The 19,249-nt window shown below is 50.5% G+C and carries 18 protein-coding genes; all 18 read right to left on the bottom strand.

Translation table 11 applies throughout. From position 1 onward, the window contains the following. Nucleotides 1-448 precede the first annotated feature (448 nt). Nucleotides 449-2,443, bottom strand: a complete 1,995-nt coding sequence (locus tag ABRP31_RS06260) for a nucleoside-diphosphate sugar epimerase/dehydratase (RefSeq protein ID WP_349971472.1) — start codon at nt 2,441-2,443, stop codon at nt 449-451. Between the two features lie 109 nt (nt 2,444-2,552). Further along, nucleotides 2,553-3,560, bottom strand: a complete 1,008-nt coding sequence (locus tag ABRP31_RS06255; protein ID WP_372489423.1) for a glycosyltransferase family 4 protein — start codon at nt 3,558-3,560, stop codon at nt 2,553-2,555. Between the two features lie 48 nt (nt 3,561-3,608). Continuing rightward, a complete protein-coding gene (locus ABRP31_RS06250; RefSeq protein ID WP_349971474.1) occupies nt 3,609-4,577 on the bottom strand; it encodes an NAD-dependent epimerase/dehydratase family protein in 969 nt (322 codons plus the stop codon). Next, nucleotides 4,567-5,574 (bottom strand): NAD-dependent epimerase, encoded by a 1,008-nt coding sequence (locus ABRP31_RS06245; RefSeq protein ID WP_349971475.1) that lies wholly within the window; start codon nt 5,572-5,574, stop codon nt 4,567-4,569. The genes ABRP31_RS06250 and ABRP31_RS06245 overlap by 11 nt, the downstream gene beginning before the upstream one ends. Before the next feature lie 15 nt (nt 5,575-5,589). Further along, nucleotides 5,590-6,930: a UDP-glucose/GDP-mannose dehydrogenase family protein gene (locus ABRP31_RS06240; protein ID WP_349971476.1), complete on the bottom strand. Its 1,341-nt coding sequence runs from the start codon at nt 6,928-6,930 to the stop codon at nt 5,590-5,592. A 38-nt stretch (nt 6,931-6,968) separates the two neighbouring features. After that, the gene (locus tag ABRP31_RS06235) at nt 6,969-7,784 is read right to left on the bottom strand and encodes a glycosyltransferase family 2 protein (protein WP_349971477.1); all 816 of its coding nucleotides are present in this window, start codon (nt 7,782-7,784) and stop codon (nt 6,969-6,971) included. 3 nt (nt 7,785-7,787) lie between these two features. Then, nucleotides 7,788-8,963, bottom strand: coding sequence for a glycosyltransferase (locus ABRP31_RS06230; protein WP_349971478.1), 1,176 nt, complete (start codon nt 8,961-8,963; stop codon nt 7,788-7,790). Between the two features lie 117 nt (nt 8,964-9,080). Continuing rightward, entirely contained in the window at nt 9,081-9,707 is a 627-nt protein-coding gene (locus ABRP31_RS06225; protein WP_349971479.1) for a CatB-related O-acetyltransferase, read from the bottom strand. A gap of 3 nt (nt 9,708-9,710) precedes the next feature. Further along, nucleotides 9,711-11,054 (bottom strand): surface carbohydrate biosynthesis protein, encoded by a 1,344-nt coding sequence (locus ABRP31_RS06220; RefSeq protein WP_349971480.1) that lies wholly within the window; start codon nt 11,052-11,054, stop codon nt 9,711-9,713. After that, nucleotides 11,047-11,595 carry an acyltransferase gene (locus ABRP31_RS06215; RefSeq protein WP_349971481.1) on the bottom strand — a complete coding sequence of 183 codons (549 nt, stop codon included), beginning with the start codon at nt 11,593-11,595 and terminating at the stop codon, nt 11,047-11,049. The genes ABRP31_RS06220 and ABRP31_RS06215 overlap by 8 nt, the downstream gene beginning before the upstream one ends. A gap of 73 nt (nt 11,596-11,668) precedes the next feature. Then, nucleotides 11,669-12,445 carry an oxidoreductase gene (locus ABRP31_RS06210; RefSeq protein WP_349971482.1) on the bottom strand — a complete coding sequence of 259 codons (777 nt, stop codon included), beginning with the start codon at nt 12,443-12,445 and terminating at the stop codon, nt 11,669-11,671. After that, a complete protein-coding gene (locus ABRP31_RS06205) occupies nt 12,433-13,116 on the bottom strand; it encodes an acylneuraminate cytidylyltransferase family protein (RefSeq protein ID WP_349971483.1) in 684 nt (227 codons plus the stop codon). Before ABRP31_RS06205 ends, ABRP31_RS06210 begins: the two co-directional genes overlap by 13 nt. Further along, nucleotides 13,113-14,123: a Gfo/Idh/MocA family oxidoreductase gene (locus ABRP31_RS06200; RefSeq protein ID WP_349971484.1), complete on the bottom strand. Its 1,011-nt coding sequence runs from the start codon at nt 14,121-14,123 to the stop codon at nt 13,113-13,115. The genes ABRP31_RS06205 and ABRP31_RS06200 overlap by 4 nt, the downstream gene beginning before the upstream one ends. Beyond that, nucleotides 14,120-15,166, bottom strand: coding sequence for a nucleotidyltransferase family protein (locus ABRP31_RS06195; protein WP_349971485.1), 1,047 nt, complete (start codon nt 15,164-15,166; stop codon nt 14,120-14,122). The genes ABRP31_RS06200 and ABRP31_RS06195 overlap by 4 nt, the downstream gene beginning before the upstream one ends. 28 nt (nt 15,167-15,194) lie before the next feature. Next, on the bottom strand, nt 15,195-15,848 hold the full coding sequence (locus ABRP31_RS06190) for an acetyltransferase (protein ID WP_349971486.1): 654 nt from the start codon (nt 15,846-15,848) through the stop codon (nt 15,195-15,197). Then, a complete protein-coding gene (gene neuB / locus ABRP31_RS06185; protein WP_349971487.1) occupies nt 15,845-16,930 on the bottom strand; it encodes an N-acetylneuraminate synthase in 1,086 nt (361 codons plus the stop codon). Before neuB ends, ABRP31_RS06190 begins: the two co-directional genes overlap by 4 nt. Then, the gene (neuC, locus tag ABRP31_RS06180; protein WP_349971489.1) at nt 16,927-18,090 is read right to left on the bottom strand and encodes a UDP-N-acetylglucosamine 2-epimerase; all 1,164 of its coding nucleotides are present in this window, start codon (nt 18,088-18,090) and stop codon (nt 16,927-16,929) included. Before neuC ends, neuB begins: the two co-directional genes overlap by 4 nt. Next, nucleotides 18,087-19,238, bottom strand: coding sequence for a LegC family aminotransferase (locus ABRP31_RS06175; RefSeq protein WP_349971490.1), 1,152 nt, complete (start codon nt 19,236-19,238; stop codon nt 18,087-18,089). The genes neuC and ABRP31_RS06175 overlap by 4 nt, the downstream gene beginning before the upstream one ends. Nucleotides 19,239-19,249 lie beyond the last annotated feature (11 nt).

Raw genomic sequence — 19,249 nt, 5'->3', positions numbered from 1 at the left:
AGTACGAAGCTGTCAATCAAAGCAAACGTATCCACTCATTACTACACCAAAGCCATAAACCGACAGATCACTAGCAAACCAAAACTTCTGATGAATAATTTTTCAATCTACAAAACCAATGAATCTTCCAGTGACACTTTCCAGTCACAACAACATTCAAGCCACAGACACCTCTCACGCCCTAAAAATTTTAGAACGGATAATCTTCGACGTACTGAAACGAAATTGAATACGCGAACGTTGAACCTGCAGGAAACAATTCAGCCCCCCCCCCAAAAAAACTCCAATATAAAGTCCAGCTCACCTTACGATTATCTACACAGAAAAAACCAGGGATACCTAGCTTAAAAAAAAGAAGCATTAACATTGAATAGCGTGACGCTTGTGACTTGATCACAATAAAACTATACATACAACCCGTTAAATGGTGGCACCCAAGATGAATGCCCTAGTGATCCGCCAGTTTCTCCAAGTGAATCCAATCAACAATGTCGCCCTCAGGTGTATAGCCAGCCACTAAATCCGTCAACACTTGTCGAACACGGAGATAGTCATCATGGGCAACGGCCTCCAGCAGCGACTCGAGCTTGTCCTTGAGGCTGTCCCAGGGCAGAAAATCCTCATGGGCGCTCATGATCATTGGATGACTGGTTGGCACCACGTTATCCCCGATCAACAACTCTTCGTACAGCTTTTCACCTGGGCGCAAACCAGTAAACTCGATGGCAATGTCACCCTGGGGATTGCGCTCAGAGCGGACACTTAGCCCAGACAAATTGATCATTCGCTCAGCCAACTCGACGATCTTGACGGGTGCTCCCATATCCAACACGAACACATCTCCGCCCTGCCCCATGGATCCCGCCTGGATTACCAATTGAGCGGCTTCGGGGATCGTCATGAAGTAACGAGTAATATTCGGGTGAGTCACAGTCAGTGGCCCGCCAGTCTTGATCTGTTTGTGGAACAGCGGAATTACCGACCCCGAAGAACCCAGTACATTACCGAAACGTACCATGGTAAATCGGGTTTTGTTGACGTGGGATACGTTGCTGCTGCCTCGAAAAAGGACTGGTGCAAGTTCACGACTCAATGCCTGCAAGACCATTTCCGCCAAGCGCTTGGTACTGCCCATGACGTTGGTAGGTCGCACCGCTTTGTCAGTAGAGATCAGGACGAAATTAGCAACTCCCACCTGCAAGGCTGCCTGTGCGGTGTGCAACGTACCCATCACATTGTTGAGCACGCCTTCGGCGCTATTGTGCTCAACCATAGGCACATGTTTGTACGCCGCAGCGTGATACACCGTATCGACGTTCCAGGTGCGCATGACGTCGACCATTTTATCGAAATAGCGCACAGAGCCAAGGATAGGTAGCAACTCGACATTCAGCGACACTCGATCAATCTGCTGCTCCAGCTCACCGAGTATGTTGTAAAGGTTAAATTCGCTGTGCTCGAACAACAACAACCTGGCAGGTTTCAACATGAGGATCTGTCGGCACAACTCGGAACCAATTGAACCGCCCGCACCAGTAACCATCACGGTTTTACCAGTAATGCAGCGCTCTAAAAGATCATCCTGTGCAGGCACCGAATCACGTCCAAGCAAATCAGCGATGTCGACTTCCTGAATATCATCAACCTTGACCCGTCCACTGGCGAGGTCCATGAAGCCTGGAACGCTGCGCACATGCAGCGGATAACCCTCGAGGTACTCGAGAATTTCCCGGCGACGGGCGCGTGTTGCCGAAGGTACCGCAAGGAGAATTTCCTCAGCCCCGGTCGCATCGATCATCTGCTGAATGTGTTTAGGCTTGTAAACTTGCAGCCCGGCGACGGTCCGCTTGGTGATGGTTTCATCGTCATCGATGAATGCCACTGGCCGCATCAGACGCCCGAGGCGCAACGCTGCCACCAATTGATTGCCCGCAGCACCTGCGCCGTAGATCGCCACTTTTGGCAACCCGTCGTTACGTGAAGTGAAGGGTACATGCTGCGACGCCATGAACCAGTCACCCAGAAAATATTGGCGCATCAGCAGACGCAAACCGCCGATCATGACGACGCATAGCCACCAGTAATTGAAAACAATAGAGCGAGGGACTACGACTTTGTGGTTGCTGTACCAGTAAACCACCAGCGCCAGCAACAAGGCCGAAAGGCTTACAGCTTTACCAATAGCTATCAGCGCATCGTTGCCAAAGAAACGCATCACCGCACGATACATACCAAAGCGGATAAAAATGGGAATCGTGAGGATGGGGGCAGTCGCGAATAACCACAGATGCGTGGAGATGGGTTTATAGGCCGCGTCAAAACCCAGCCTGACGACAAAAGCCAGAGCCAGCGCGATCCAGATCAGCACGACATCCGCACCAACCTGCACTATTCGCTTGTTCCTGCGCGAAAGACCCAGCATCAGTGATCGTAACTTCATCATGTTCCCTCGACTTCCCATCTGACTCCATGTCGCATTGTACGGACTTCATGGCGCATAGCGTGGCTGAAAACGACCTATGTCGCAATTTTGTTACAGCAGAGCCGCCATATTACTCGGCCGTACCGGCCTTGAACTTGAATGCCAATACCACCAACGGCGCGTAGGCAATCAGCAGCACGGTTGCTCCATCAAGCTTCCAGACACCTGCAGCCAACGCCATAGGCAGTAACCACAGCAGATTAATGGCAACTACGGTGTTAGTGACTGGCAAGTGCTTACCGAAACGACGCGAGGCAAACTGATAGGCATGGGAGCGGTGTGCTTCATAGACTTTTTCACCTCGGATCAAGCGACGCATCAGCGTGACAGTGGCATCGACAATGAATACTCCAAGCAGAATCAGCCAACTCCAGAGCAACGACGGTTCTGCCCAGGCCGCTTGCAGTGAGAGCAGAGCAAGAATGATCCCTAGAAAACCACTTCCCGCATCGCCCATAAAAATACGTGCAGGCGGGAAATTCCAGAATAAAAATCCGGCTACTGCAGCCGCCAGCAGTAACGGCAAGGCAATCAAGCCGGCATGACCAGTCAGTGAATAGATCAGGCATGCCCCCAGACAGACGCAAATAGCCTCCACACTGGCAATACCATCGATACCGTCCATGAAGTTGTAGAGGTTAAGCATCCAGACCAGGTAAAACAGTGTCAGGACGTGACCCACCCAGCCCAGATCAAAGGTACCGCCGAACAGTTCGAAAGGCGGCAGCCCTCCCAACCAATAAAGCCCCCAGATAGCCGCACCAAAGTGACCAAGCAAACGCCAGCGCGCCGCGATGTGCCCGTGGTCATCAAGGAAACCGAGGATTGCAACGACCAGCCCCGCGCCACCCAGAGCAAAAATCGAAGGCCTGACCTCGGGGGTTTCACTCGCCACCACAACCAGCGCCAGGAGAAAGCTCAGTACGATAGCCACGCCCCCGCCCCTCGGCGTTGGCAGGCTGTGAGAACTGCGCGCATTAGGTATGTCCAGCAGACTGCGTGCCAGCGCATAACGGCGCAACACCCAAGTAAGCACCAATGACAACACCACGACTGCAGGTGCCCACCACACATTCAAATCCATCAACCGCACATACCTCTTGAAACCAATTTCGTGTAACCCGTATCAGGAGCGATTCCTGAGCCACTGTCGGGCGCTGTCGCGAAGAGCATCTCTGGTCGACACTTCCGGGCGCCAGCCAAGTAACGTGCGAGCCTTCCCCGCGTCCACCTGCAGCGATCCGAAGAGTTGCTGCCCCAAGCCTTCTTGTCCAAGCAGACTCAAGCCCCAGCGCACCGTCCTGGCAGGCACTGGTACCAGCATTGCCCGATGGTCCATACCCTGCGCCAGCAGCTCAACCATCTGTCCAGTAGAGAGGTCGTCGCCGTCAGCGACTACGAACACTTCACCAGCTGCTGCCGGATGCTGAATACATAGATCCAGAAAGCTGGTCAGATTCCTCAAGGCAATCATGCTTCGGGCATTGTTGACGCGCCCTAGTGGCAACGGGATTTTTCTTGATACCAGCCCCAGAAGACGAGCGAAGTTACCCGGAGCATCCCCCGCATATACCAACGGCGGTCTTACTATCACCCATTCCATCGCCGAGCCGGCCAATAACTCTTGCAGACCCTGTTCAGCCTCGAGTTTAGAGCGCGCGTAGGGCTGCTGCGGTTGTGGCGTGCAAACCTCGCTGAATGGCTGGCCGGGCACTGTTTCAGCACCATTGGCACCTATTGAGCTAATGAACACAAAACGCCGAACGCCCATTTTCAGCGCCTGCCTGGCCAGGTTAAGGGTCCCTTCGACGTTGACCTGGCGAAACTCTGCGAGCGGATCACTGCCCTGCTCGCTCAAGACATGCGCCCTGCCTGCCGCATGCACGACAACATCACAACCCTGCAGTGCTTCAGACCAGTCAGTGTCAGGGCCCATGTCACTAACCTGGACCCAGTCTCCCGGAACGATCGCGGGGCGACGAGATGTGCCGCGAACGGCCAAACCCTGAGCCTGCAAACGATCAAACAAGGCTCGTCCGATAAAGCCTGATGCACCGGTGATGAGGCATCGGCTAATCGCGCCGTCAGACGTCATAATAATCTCGGTACCATTTAACGAACCGTTGGATACCGTCCTGCACTGTGACCGATGGCTGATAGCCGATGTCGGCTTTCAAGGCATTGACATCAGCGTAGGTATGCTCAACATCGCCCGGTTGCAATGGCAGCAACTCTTTGGTCGTGGTCTTGCCCAAAGCCTGCTCGATAAGTTCGACATAGGTCAGCAACTCGACAGGCTGGCTGTTACCAATGTTGTAAAGCTTCCAGGGAGCCCGGCTGCTGGCGGGATCGGGGGACTGACCCGACCATTGCGGATTGCCAACCGAAACATGGTCAAGTACGCGCACCACGCCCTCGACAATATCGTCAATATAGGTGAAATCCCTACGATGTTTGCCATGGTTGAAAATCTTCAGGGGCTCGCCTGCCAGAATCGCTTTGGTGAAGAGAATGGGCGACATGTCTGGCCTGCCCCAAGGTCCGTAAACAGTAAAAAACCGAAGTCCGGTGGTCGGTAATGAGTAGAGGTGGCTGTAGGTATGCGCCATCAACTCATTGGCTTTCTTGGTAGCGGCGTATAGCGAAACCGGATGGTCGACGTTATCGGCTTCAGAAAAAGGAATGGTTTCATTCGCGCCGTAAACCGAACTGGAGGACGCATACACCAAATGTTCGATCCTCTGCTGACGACACCCTTCGAGCACATTCACGAAACCAACAAGATTACTGTCAACATAGGCGTGCGGGTTCTCAAGGGAATAACGAACCCCCGCCTGAGCGGCTAGATGAACCACCCGAGTAAATCCACTGCTATCGAACAACGCTTTCATAGCATCACGATCAGCGATATCCAGCTTGTGGAACACGAATCGCTCGTGGCCCAGCAACTGATCAAGCCGCGCCTGCTTCAGCGAAACATCGTAGTAATCATTGAGGTTATCAATGCCCACGACTTCATCGCCGCGCGCCAATAGATAGCGGCACACGTGAAATCCGATAAAGCCCCCGCTGCCTGTCACCAACACTTTCATACTGTGCTAAGTCCGTTATACCGTCTGGATCGAATCGGCACGGCCGACTGCGTAATACATCAAGCCCGCCGCCTTCACCGCTTTAGGGTTGTACATGTTGCGGCCATCGACCAGGACCGGGCTGGCCAGTCGAGCTTTCAGCCAGTCGAAGTCCACGGTACGGAACTGCTTCCATTCTGTGCAGATCACTAACGCATCGGCGCCCTGCAGAACGTCCTCGCGGCTTTCACCCAACATCAGATCTGCGCGCTCGCCATAAATACGCCGGGTCTCAGCCTGTGCCTCTGGATCAAAAGCCTGCACCTTGGCACCTACGCGCCATAGAGCCTCCATCAAAGTACGACTTGGGGCCGCACGCATGTCGTCTGTATTCGGCTTGAAGGCCAAGCCCCACACCGCGATCGTCTTACCCGCCAAATCACCGTCGAAGGCGCGCTCAAGCTTGTCAAAAAGCACATCTTTCTGACGATTATTGACCGACTCCACTGCCTTCAATAATTCGGCGTCATAGCCAAACTGCGCCGCTGTATGAGCCAAAGCCTGAACATCCTTTGGAAAGCAGGACCCGCCATAGCCGCAACCGGGGTAAATAAAGTGGAAACCGATACGGGGGTCGGATCCTATACCAAGACGGACCTGTTCGATGTCAGCTCCAAGCCGCTCAGCTATGTGGGAAATTTCGTTCATGAAGCTGATCTTGGTTGCGAGTATCGCGTTGGCCGCGTACTTGGTCAGCTCAGCAGAGCGCACATCCATGAAAATCATCTTGTCGTGATTGCGCGTGTAAGGCCCATAACATTCGGCCAGACGCTCACGGACATGGGCTGAATCGGTCCCCACGACAATACGAGCACCTTTAGTGAAGTCCTCAATGGCGGCGCCTTCCTTGAGGAACTCGGGGTTAGAGCACACATCGAACGGCAAATTTACTCCCCGCTCGGCCAGCACACCTTCAATAGCGGCACGAACCTTATCCGCAGTGCCTACAGGAACAGTGGACTTGTCGACCACAATCTTGCGATCGGTCATGTGGGTGGCAATGGTCTTCGCAACAGCGAGCACATAACGAAGATCAGCGGAGCCATCTTCATCTGGAGGCGTGCCTACTGCGATGAACTGAAGCTCGCCAAAGGCCACCCCTTGAGCAGCATCAGTGGTGAATTGCAGGGTTCCATTGGCAAAGTTCTGCTTTACCAAGGCTTCCAGCCCAGACTCGAAGATGGGCATGATGCCCTGCTTCAATCCTTCGATTTTGGCTTGGTCGACATCGACGCACATCACCTGATGACCGACATCAGCCAGACAGGCACCTGTCACAAGGCCAACATAGCCCGTGCCAAAAACGGTAATTTTCATCTAGAAATCCTTGGAGCAAAACTGAAAGAAGACTGAGTCTATCGAGGTGATTTTCGATACTTTTGCGGCAGATGCATAAAGCCCAAAACCTGCGCCACGCGTGGATAACGGTGGCGGAGAAAACCTCGAAAGGCATAATTGCCAAAACACCACAAAGCGGTAGGCAACGACAATTTTTCGACCTGACGGTAAACCCGCCAGGTGTAAAGTGCGGCCCTGCGCTTGTTTGAAGAAATAGAGTCAGAACGCACGTTATAACGCACTAACACCTCCTGAATTCCGTAGCCTTGGGGAACACGCTTCAACAGTGCAAGCCACAACCCGAAATCCTGGCGCATTCTCACCAACGGCATCAATACTTTGCCGAAATGCCGGGTATCGTACATTGCGGTCGAGCATCCAACCACGGAAGTCTTGAGCATGGACTTGTAAGTAGTGAGGGCAGGTACACCCACCACAGACAGCACCTCATTATTTTCCCCGACCTTTTCATAAGCCGTGAAGCTGAACGCACACCCCTCGCGCTCCATGAACTGCAGCTGGAGCTCTAGCTTATGCGGCAACCATTGATCGTCGCAGTCAAGAAACGCTATGTACCGACCTCGTGCCGCCTCAATCGCAGTATTTCTAGCAACCGCGGCTCCTTGATTGGTCGGCAACGGAATCACTCGAACCCGGGGCTCGTGGCCATACTGAGCATTCACGCATGCGACTGTGTCGTCTCGAGATGCATCGTCGACGATCAGCAACTCCCAATCCGGATAAGTCTGTGCGACCACACTTGCGATAGAGGGAAGGATAAAACGTGCCGCGTTGTAGGACGGCATAACAATCGATACTGCGGGGTTACTCATTACTTAAACGTCCTCAGTACACCATTGCTGCACATATCTACGAGCAGAAACGTTCACGTCGAAATTGTCTCTGACTGTCGTAGCTGCCAGACAACCCATGGAAGCCGAGTCATCACCTAAACCGCAAAGCACCGCCTGGACCACTCCCGCCTCATCTTCTGCGTCGAAAATGTAACCACTGCGTTCGTGCTCAATCAGCTCATCAATACCAGGCGAACGACTGCTGATGCACACACAGCCTGCTGACATACCTTCTTTAACCGCATTAGGCAGGCGTTCACCCGCTTTGGTCGATAGCAAGAGAAAAACCCGAGCCTTAAACAGCTGCTCCCTCACTTGCTGCTCGTTGAGCCAGCCCGGGAATTCTACAGCATCATCCACACCCAGCGTTCGGGCCAGTTGCTGGAGTGGCACGAGTTCAGGTCCAGCTCCCGCGATGGCCAGCGTAGCCCCTGGGCATGATTGGCGCACGGTCGCAAAAGCCCGGAGCACGCGGTCGAAGCCTTTATCAGCAATCAACCTCCCCGCTGTAAAAATCCGCAGAGGGCGAGCGAGGAACGCAGACGCCTCAACGGCGGGATAAGCTTGTAAGTCGATCCCGCGATGCACCACGACAGGCTCTGCGTTACGCCCCAAAAAACGTCGAATATCCTCAACATTTGCGCGGGCATGAGTGAATAAGATGTCAGCCTCAGCGTAGGCCCATTGAGACAGTGGAAGCTTTTTCTCCAAGTCGTAGGCGCCAAGAAATATCGAGCGCTTGGTGTTGGGCAGTTGCCCCTTGAGCAAAGGCAGAACTAACGATGGGAAATGGCCCCAGAAGAGATGAATGATATCTGGTTTACGCTGAATCAAATGTCCCGCGATACGCACAGCGGAACCGAGCAGTAGGAGGCATTTACCCCGATCGGCCATGCTCCAACCGCGACTGAACAACAATCTGAGCAATAGGTTGAAAATATTCTTCTTTGCAGGAAAAACCGTAAAGGCTTTGACCGTAGCTATCCACCGACCTAAAAGCGAAGACCGCTCCTCGCGCTCGTAGAGCTGATGGATATCAACTGTATGTCCGGCACGTTCCAGCGCGGTAACATCACGCACAGCGAACGTTTCCGAGGCAACCGGGTACGTCATGAATACCATGCTGATATGCAGACTAAGCCTGGAAGTGGTCGTCATATACTTTCGGCGCTGCAATAGTTGAAGCTAGACAAACCGTACGGTAGGTTCAACAAAGTATTTGCTGCCAACCAGAGCAAGAAGGTGGATACTAAATAGGTAATATTCACAAAAGCCTCAAAGCGGAAACTTGTCCAGCGCGTCGTTGATATCCATCCCTTGCGACCTCTCAAACCAGGTAAAAAGCACCTCGGCAGAGGTTGCGTAGATATTCATCCTTTGGATGCGTGCAATATTTGCCTCTGAAAGCCGATACCTGAGCAACTTGGCAGGATTACCTACCCAGACAGAATAGGGTGGGGCATCTTTGGTAAGTACACTGCCAGCACCAATAATTACACCATCCCCTACCGTTACACCAGGAAGAATAATAGCGTGCGCCCCTACCCACACATCGTTACCAATGATGACAGGTTTGATGTTGAGCTCTTCTTTTGCGCGTTTGCGATGCTCGACTCCGATAAATGCCGCTGAGGTGGTAATTCCAGTGGTTGAGTGAATATTAGGACCGATCAATGCGCCTTCACCCACAGAACAAAACAGGCCCATCGCTTTCAGGTTCGGACCAATAGTTACGTTACGCCCTAGAAATGTATAGCGGCCTATGCACTGAAAATCATTACAACTCACTCCTGACTCTATTCGGATATCTCTCAGTGCGGCTTTACGCAACAGCCGTTCAAATAGCAAAGGAGCCAAAAGACGTCGGGCACATGCTTTCCACGAAGCTCTTGCGTAGGCCATAAATTACGCCTTGGTAAGATGAAATAGATTCGGTTCAATTTCGACGACATTGAACTCAAGATCAGGAAATAGAGACGCAGCAATGAGGCGAACGAAGTCGGAGACTTCAGTAACAGACGTGCGATCAAACTTCGCAAAGCGATACCTAAACTCATTCACTATTTTACTGTTTCGCATCACACCTACTCTCATCAAAAATCTTAAAAAAGCAAACTTAGCGATTTTCGCATAATTGACTCTAAATGGAAGTATTTGTGTCTCGCGTGAATTTTTAACCAAATGCTGAGCAATATACTGAGCGGAATTGTCGATATCTGATAAATACCCCGAGATCGTTTCAGGCCAGTCTTGAGGGGCCAAGTCACCATCAAACGCACGCCGCAACAAGGCACGCAGCGTAATCAGATCCTCAGCACGATGACTGGAAACATTAGCGAAGTTCATAGCTATTTGATGCTGCTGTCCGCTGGGCAAATAAGCAATCGTGGGCACTCCATAAAAACCTGACTCTATAGCCGTAGTACAGGAATTATGCAGCACCGCACAGGCTCCCATCACCCAAGGGCTGACAGTATACTGATCAGTGATCCGAACAAAAGGATGATCATCGAAATATTCATCCCAGAACGTCGAATCCTCAGATGGATGAGGCCTGATGATAAAGATTTTTCCGAATTCACGTGACAAAACATCGATGGCCTCAGCGAATGCAGAACGCATAGAAACCAAGCTTCGCTCTAGCGCTTCGAATTTTTTCAGGTCAGCGTCGCCGCTAATAAAACCTAGCTTCCTCAAGCGTTCCACGACGCCTTCTTTTTTATAGGGGCTGGTGACCGCGAATGTACTAGGTACGAATACATAATCGGCATATCTCTTTTTAATTTCGACAACTTCGCGCGCGTACAGCCCGTAATAGAAATTACGCCACAAGTCTACCCGAGGGTTACCAGAAACCCATATTTTACCAGTCCCCTCAGGGTAATGCTCTTTCAAAGCTTGGGCCTGCACGTCTCCCCAACAAAAAACACCCGTGGAGGCTCGAACATTGGGGCTAGTAAATCGTTTATTGACAAAAAAAGACAAGCTATCGACAAGAAAACCCTCTTCGTCCAGAGAGTATACATTATGCCCCAACTCAGCAAATCGCAGAAAATTTTCCTCATCTACTTTAGCGGCACTTTTATATAAGATTGCGGATTTCCTATCTTTAAAAATAGCATGCGTAGCCGGCAATCGACGACCGACAACCACCGATTGCCCAAGAGCAAGGCATTGTGTAGCCAATAAAAGCTTGGCATGAAATTCGCGATTTTTTATCTCTATGGGCAAATAAACAAAATCAATCATCGGTGACCCGCTTTATAAACTTTGCAGGATTTCCTGCATACACACCAAAAGGTAAAACCGACTTTGTTACTACACTTCCAGCCCCCACTACCGCATTCCGACCAACAGTGACACCTGGCAGGATAATAACGCCAGCACCGATCCAACAGCCTTCCTCGAGCACAACACTTTTTGGCGAAGAGTGGCCTTGATCTATGATTTTCCGACTTACATCCCGGTATTCATGATTACTCACATATATGTGTACGCCCCCCCCAATCAATACGCCATCACCAATTTTAATCACGCCATTCACTTGCTCCGATGCGAACAAGTGCGTGCCAGGCCTTATTACAACGCGATCGCCTATATAGATGTGATGACAATTAACTATGTAGCTACCTGGGCGTACGGAGGCTGAGTTAGCAAAAAAACCAAATCGTCTACAACAAAACCACTTTGCCGTCGCATTAAAATAAAGCAACCAATGTGTCAAAGGCATATCGGGCCCAAGGCGATTAGCATGAAGCCAAAACTTCACCCTTAGAAAAAATGACTTCATAACAACCATGCCAGTTCTAAAATCTCAAAAAACGCGGTGCATTGATCACAACGCCTAGCATCGCGCCATCTAGTCAAAGCGTAAAGCCATCGTCTACCACAAGCACTTGGCCTACGATGTGTTGCGATAAAGGAGACAGCAGAAAAAGTGTACTCCCCACAACATCTTCGGCATCTAACATCCCTTTATTCTGACAATGAGCGCCGTAGCGCTGCAAAAACTGATCAGCTTGGCCGTCGAGAATCCCTCCTGGACACAGGCAGTTAGCTCTAAATCCTGTTCCTTTGGCAAACGCGTTAGCATAGCGAGTGATGTGCTGCAACCCCGATTTAATCGCAGCGTACTCAACGGGCATTCCCATTCCGGTCCCTTCATACACCTCAAACTTTGGAGCGATCACCCCATAAACAGAGGACATATTCACCAACGAGAATGCGGAACTATTTTCCATCGAAAATCTTACGCATTGCTGCATAAAAACGAAATATCCGCCTAGGTGAAGACTCAGATTTTCACTAAAATCCTTATGAGTAACATCAAGGAAGTCTTTACCGTAATTAGTGTTCCGTGGATAGGCAGAATTGACAGCACCATCAAGGTCGCCGAATCTAGCCTTCGCATCTTTCAAGGCCTCTCCAACCGCATGAGCATCAGTTATGTCTAGCTGTAGTGTGTAAAGATTCGAAGAGGATGATGTACCTGCGCGCACTCTAGCAATAGCGTCAGCATTTGAATCTAACGCAACCACGTTTGACTGTGCATCTAGCAAAGCGTTTGTAATGACTTTACCCAGCCGACCGCCAGCGCCAACGACCAAAAAGGTTTTTCCAGCAAGTTTTAAAGTGGACATTTGTAAAAAGCCTCTGCAACTTGAAAGTCATATTCATCATCGATATCGACAGCACGTTCCTTGGGGATGACGACTGACTTAACAGTGCCCGCAAACAAACCTGCATTTTCCATGATATACCTCGGCCTTGCCACATAAGCAACTGTAGTCATGTCAAAGACTGCTGGAGCATCCTGACGCCTGATGATTCCTTTATCTTGAATTACCACATGACTGCCGCCATCCCTGTCACGAACCAGCATATTAAAATAGGGACTTCGAGCAGCGGGTGTAACAGTGACGACGATATCGGTCTGCTCGTCCAAGCTACGGATACAACTCTCCACATCAACAACCGAGCGCAAAGGGCTAGTCGCAGGCAAACTGACAAATACGTCAAAATCTATACCCTGCTCCTTCAAATACTGAACCGCGTGCTGCCAAGCTTTCCATTCAGAAGCAACATCAGATGCAAGCTCGGCGGGTCTCCAAATAACTTCTGCACCGTATTTCATAGCCACACTGGCGATTTCCTCGCAGTCTGTAGAGACATAAACCTGCGCTATGCTCTCAACTTGTCGAGCAATACGAATAGAGTGTCCAACAAGAGGGACTCCTCCGAGCTCTCGTATATTTTTACCCGGTAACCCCTTCGACCCGCCCCTAGCAAAAACAAAAGCAATGATTCTCACAGCGACTTCCTTTCGATAGATACCGAAGACGCTCTCTCTACCGAACGCTTCATAGCATCTATGGTCACCAGCACTTGAGCAGACTCCCAAAGACTAGCGTTAATCTGCTGAGCGCAGCGGCGATCAAAAAAGACCTTCAACTCATCTATATACATCTGATTACGATCAGCCACTGGCTCAGAGAAAAGAACTTCCACCGCCCCCCCAACCCGCTCTAATATTATTCTATTTTTAACTAAATCCCAGTGCAGAGTGCCTGTCTCACCGATTACTCTGCAAAACCGACTTAATGATCGCTGCAAAAAGTCCATGTGCAAGTAGACAATCAACCCGTCTTTTCGAGAAAATATAGCATCTACTCGGTCTTCGACATCTATCTCCAATTGCCCAGAGTTACTAGAAAGACAATAAACTGTTTCGAAGGCACCAAAAAACCACAATAAATAATCAATTTCGTGGCTGAGCTCGAGAAATACCCCTCCTCCCAAAGAAGATTGAGCCGAGACACCTGTGCGATAATCAGTACCTGGACGCCAGTCTGGTAAATACTGCCCAACGTCCACCTGCACATTCAATAAACGCCCAATCATACTGCTATGCAATAGCCTGCGCATTTTTTGCGCCGCTGGCATTGAACGAAGATTATAGGCCACTTGGATAAGTGACTCATTCGCCCAAAGCAAGTTTCGGTGCCTTTCTACATCTGCCAACCCTGGAGCCAAGGGCTTTTCGACAAGCGTAGGAATGCCTAAATCAAGCGCTACCAGAGCGTGTTCAATATGAAAAGGTGAAGGCGATGCCACGATTACAAAATTCGGTCGTGTGCTCATAGCCTCTCTAATGGAACTGTAGGCATAATCTGCACCAACCTCATCTCTCAGAATGGTCCTGCCTGACGCGCTGACGCAAGAAACACGCGGTATATTGAGGTGCTGTTTTAGATTGACAATATGTCGTTTAGCAATACTGCCAGTCCCGACAACTAAGACGTGCTCAGGATAAGTCATATCTCCCCAAACTCATTTTGTGCACGCTGAAAATCTTCCATTCGGCCAATATCCAACCAATACTCGTGCAATGGGAACATATTCACGACCGATCCGGTATCCATCTGTTGCTGAAGAATAGTTGGCATATCGATACATGTGTTGCGTGGCACACACTTAACCAGTTCAGGCGAGAGCAAATAAATGCCAGCGTTGATGAAGTAACGATGAACCGGCTTTTCTACCATTGTCAGTATCCGACGCCCCTCACTGGTAATAACTCCATAAGGGACACGATGCTCATGTTCTCTCACACACATTGTTGCGACGCTTTCATGCTCGTCATGAAAATCCAATAGATTTTGGAAGTCCAAACGAGTCAACAAATCGCCGTTCATGACGAACAGAGGCAAGTCGATCTCTTCATGCGGAAGCAACCCTAATGCGCCACCAGTACCTAATGGGACATCTTCATGCACATATTGAATAGTAACCCCCCATTGCCCCCCGTCCCCAAAATGATCCTTGATCATTTCAGGAAGAAAATGAGTGGATATGTAAAATCGGTGAAAGCCCGCACTCAAAAAGCTTTCGAGAATTAATTCCAATATCGGCTTCTCACCGATCTTTAACAATGGCTTCGGACAGTTTTGGGTCAGGGGCCTTAAGCGCGTACCAAAACCACCCGCCATCAAAAATACAGGGTTGTTCCGACGTTTTTTTTGCAGAACCTCGTGCAAAGTTTTCAGACCTGTCAGACAGCCTCGCTCATCGACAATAGGCATATGGAGAATCTGAAACTCCTCCATACGCCCCCGAACTAGTTCGTTACTCCAGTTGCCCGAAACGGTGCGAGGATTTGCACACATTACGCGCGCGACTACGCCTTCTAAGGGATAGTGAGCCAGAAGCGCTCGACGAACATCACCATCAGTTAATGTCCCAAGCAGTTTTTTCTCGGAATCTGCGACCATGACAATGCGCAAGGCTGCCTTATCCATTACAGCGATCGCATCACCCAATGATGTCTCAGGGGTTACGAGCGCGTGCTCCCATTGTTTCATTGATAAACCCGCCGAATGACGCACCAGATCATCTGCGCGTCGAGTAACCAAAAGAAGTTTGTTTGTCTGACAGATTCCTGACCAAAACTGCACCGGCCGCCAGAACCGCTCCTTCCCCTACCTTAAGCCCTTGAATAACGACGCTTCCGCTAGCTATAAATGCTCCATCGCCCACGGTGACATTGCCACACAAGATAGCACCTGGCGCAATATGAACATGGTTCCCCACACAGCAATCATGATCCACCCTTGCGCCCGTATTGATGATGCTATTCATTCCTATCTTTGCATCCGCCTGCACAATTGCACCCGCCATCACTTGAGCGCCTTGTCCTAGCTCCGCAGAATCGTCGACCCAGGCCATAGGATGAATCAATGGAGGGAAAAAAAAACCGGCCGCACAAAGTCGCTCAAAAAATAGCCTCCGCCCTGCACTCCCAACAAGCTGTCCGATACCATTTATTAACCCATAAGCGGGAAACTGCAGATTGTATATTGCCTCGTCATCGCCAAGGACTGGAATTTCACGCCAAAATGCAATACGGGACCTGGACAGCTCTGGATCACACACACCTATCACCTCATGACCAGCAGCCCTAGCCAATGCAACCAAGACCTTGGCATGCCCACCCGCCCCCATTACGATCAAAGGAACAGGGTTTTGCAGAGTTCGATTAGTCATTCAATGACATCGCCAACCGAGTAGCTCTTGTTAGCGACTGTACCAACAATATCCCAGATCCTGATGGGAGAAAGTCCATGGCCGCAGCGCGCTGTGGTGAAATCCTCACGAACGTAGATGGTCCCAGCAGCGATGGGGCGATCTGCCACAATCTGCTGGCGCGCGGCAATTCGAGTGTTCCATTCACTCTTCTGCGGTGCTTTGGTTGAGCTGCCCAAAGCAGACTGAACAGCCCGTATCTCTTGTACCATCCGGGCAAGCTCATGGGGCTCCAGCGACGCCTTATGGTCGGGCCCTTCCATTGATCTATCAAGCGTGAAGTGCTTTTCGAGAACCTTTGCTCCAAGCGCTACCGCAGCTACTGGAATCAATGTGCCTTGCGTATGGTCCGAGTAACCGACAGCTAGCCCAAATGCGACAGACAAAGTTGTCATAGCCCGCAAATTTACTTCGTCGAGCACGGTAGGGTATTGGGAGGTACAGTGCAGTAATGTCACATGACCTCTTAAGCGTTCTTGAGCAGCCTTGTCCGCCCAGTTCTCCCAAACTGCATCCATACTCGAAGGCTCACATTCGGCGCATAATGCGTGAGCAACAATGGCCAATGCCTGTTCAACTTCAGCCAATGTCGCCATTCCTGTTGAAAGGATAAGCGGCTTTTCGGTTCGCGCAAACTGCCACAAAAGAGGCCCATTCGTAAGCTCGCCCGAGGGGACCTTGAAAAAAGGGATGCCCAGCTCCTGTAGAAACTCCAGACTTGAAGAATCAAATGCAGTGGAGATAAATTCGATCCCTCGTGCGTGCGCGTGGTCCCGCAAATCAGCATGCCATTCCCGGGGAAGCTCAAGCTTACGCAGCATAGCCAGCTGACTTTCGGCCTGATCAGTGTTCAACAGTTGATAGGACGCCTTAGGCGCCAGCTTTGAAGCGAGTTTTTCGGCATCAAACGTTTGAAACTTGACAGCATCTGCACCCGCTGCTGCTGCCGCATCGACCAGGGCAAATGCGGTCTCGCGAACGCCGTTATGATTCACACCTGCCTCAGCAATGATGTAAACAGAGTCGTCGGTTAGGGGGATCATATATCGAACTCAACATCGTAGAATGCTTTGAATTGATTGCCGTCGAAACCCTCAAGGGCTTTTACGATGGCTTCACTTGAATGCCCGTCGCCGTAGGGATTAGAAACTTTCTGACACCGTGCGGCCATCTCGGTGGACAGAACCTCATGCAACCCCGCCTTGATAGCCGCATAAGTTGCCCCACAATGTACGACTGAGGACGCGGCTAAACGTCCCTTTTGACGCGTCCCAATATCCAGAGTCGGTACCTTCAAGGAAGGTGCCTCAATGATTCCACTCGAGGAGTTGCCTACGACAGCGCTAGCATAGGTCATTGCTGCTAGATAGCGTCTAAAGCCAAGAGACGGAATCGTAACGACACGATCTGGATTCTTCTTGGCATAACTCTCGATAAGAAGGATCAAGGCTCGACCACCGTTATCTGCGTTAGGGTAAGTAATGATAACTTGATATTCCGGGCATTCGTCGAGCACAGACAGCAGCTCAAACATACCTTCCTCAGGGTTCTCTCCTTCTGCTGTAACCGGGTGATAAGTAACCAGCAAAAATGGTCCGCGGAGTGGAAACCCAATGCTTTCGCCTAACTCATCCAAAGACATGATCGGAGTGCGTCTAAAATGATCAAGCCCGAGCGCGCCTACTGTTTGCACATTTTCCGGAGGCTCACCGAGTTGAATAACTCGCTTACGATAGATATCCGTAGCAACGAAATGCAGTTTCGCCATTTTCGTAATAACGTGACGGATAGAGTCGTCATAGGCTCCTTCGGTAATTTCTCCACCGTGCAGGTGAGCGATTGGTACACCCATAATCATCGCGGTCTGAGCAATCGCCATCGCTTCAAAGCGATCCCCTAATATCACCAAGACATCAGGCTTCAGCCTATCGAGCGCATCGGAGAAGCCCAATACTCCTAGCCCGACCGCCTTTGCTACCCCGACCCGAGAGTCTGACGACAGAAGCATTTCCACTTTTGCATCGATCGCGAAGCCGTCTTGTTCAATCAGCCTCCACGTTTCACCGAACTCAGGGGAAAGGTGCATCCCGCTGACAATTAGCTGGAGCTCCAAGGACGCACTGGCCTTCAAATCAACTAGCAACCAGTACAGCAAACCATAGTCCGCGCGGGTACCGGTAAAAACAGCGACTCGCTTGGTCACTCAAAGAACTCCGGAGGCACACTACTAGGCAGATTGACGATCCGGTCCTCTAGCCATTCCGCATTTATCATAGGTCCTCGAGGGCAACCGCTATACATCGGCAAATGAGTCATTAGTTTCCAGATAGGACGAGTCATCACACCAACAACATTGGTTGCTTTTAACAACGAATCCCGCTGTTTGATGTCATTGCACAAAACCGCGTTCAGCCAATAATTAGATTGACAACCCTCAGGCTCCAATACAAATGTCAGTGAGCTGTTCTTTAGAAAAGACGCATAACGTTGCGCAAGTTCACGCTTTGCATTGACAAACTTTTCCAGTTGCTCGAGCTGGGCGCAGCCCAGCGCGGCATTTAGATTTGGAAGCCTGTAATTATATCCGACTTCATCATGAATATACTCATAAGCATGGGCTTGCTTAGCTGTAGTCGACAAATGCTTAGCGCGTAATCCTAGCTCATCGGAACACAACACCATGCCTCCCCCACCGGTCGTGATAATTTTATTACCATTAAAACTAAGCGTACCTAACTGACCAAAAGTACCCGTATGTCCTCCCTTATAAAGACTCCCCAATGACTCCGCAGCGTCTTCAACTACTATCAAATTCCAACGAAAACAAACTGCCAAGAGCTCATCAAGTTTTACTGGATGACCAAACGTATGCATAGGTATACACGCACGAATGACACGATCATCATCTTTGTAGCAACAGGCTCCGTCGGTGTTGAGGTAGGCATTTTTATCAAGCCAGCACTCCAAAGCAGCTGGCGAAAGCCCCAATGTCTCTCGATCAACATCAATAAAAACAGGAGAGGCTCCACAATACATAATCGCATTGCAAGTAGCGACAAAGGTGAGAGCTTGGGTAATAACAAGTTCGCCCGCTCTGACGCCAGCCAGCATCAGCGCGAGATGCAAAGCAGCAGTGCCATTTACCGTGGCAACTGCTCTAGGACTGGAAGTGTACCGCTGCACGTCCTGCTCGAACCGATCGACAAAACCGCCGACGCTGGATACAAACGTTGTCTGGATTGTTTCATCAACATACTTGCGCTCACTCCCGCAAAACACAGGGGCGTGCAAAGGGATAAATTCTTTTGTGCGATATTGCTCACGCACAAAACCAACCAGAGAATCGAACATCAGCGCCCCAC

This window comes from Pseudomonas caspiana (assembly GCF_040224095.2).
In the GTDB taxonomy this organism is placed as follows: domain Bacteria; phylum Pseudomonadota; class Gammaproteobacteria; order Pseudomonadales; family Pseudomonadaceae; genus Aquipseudomonas; species Aquipseudomonas caspiana.
This window is presented reverse-complemented; position numbering and strand designations above follow the sequence as displayed.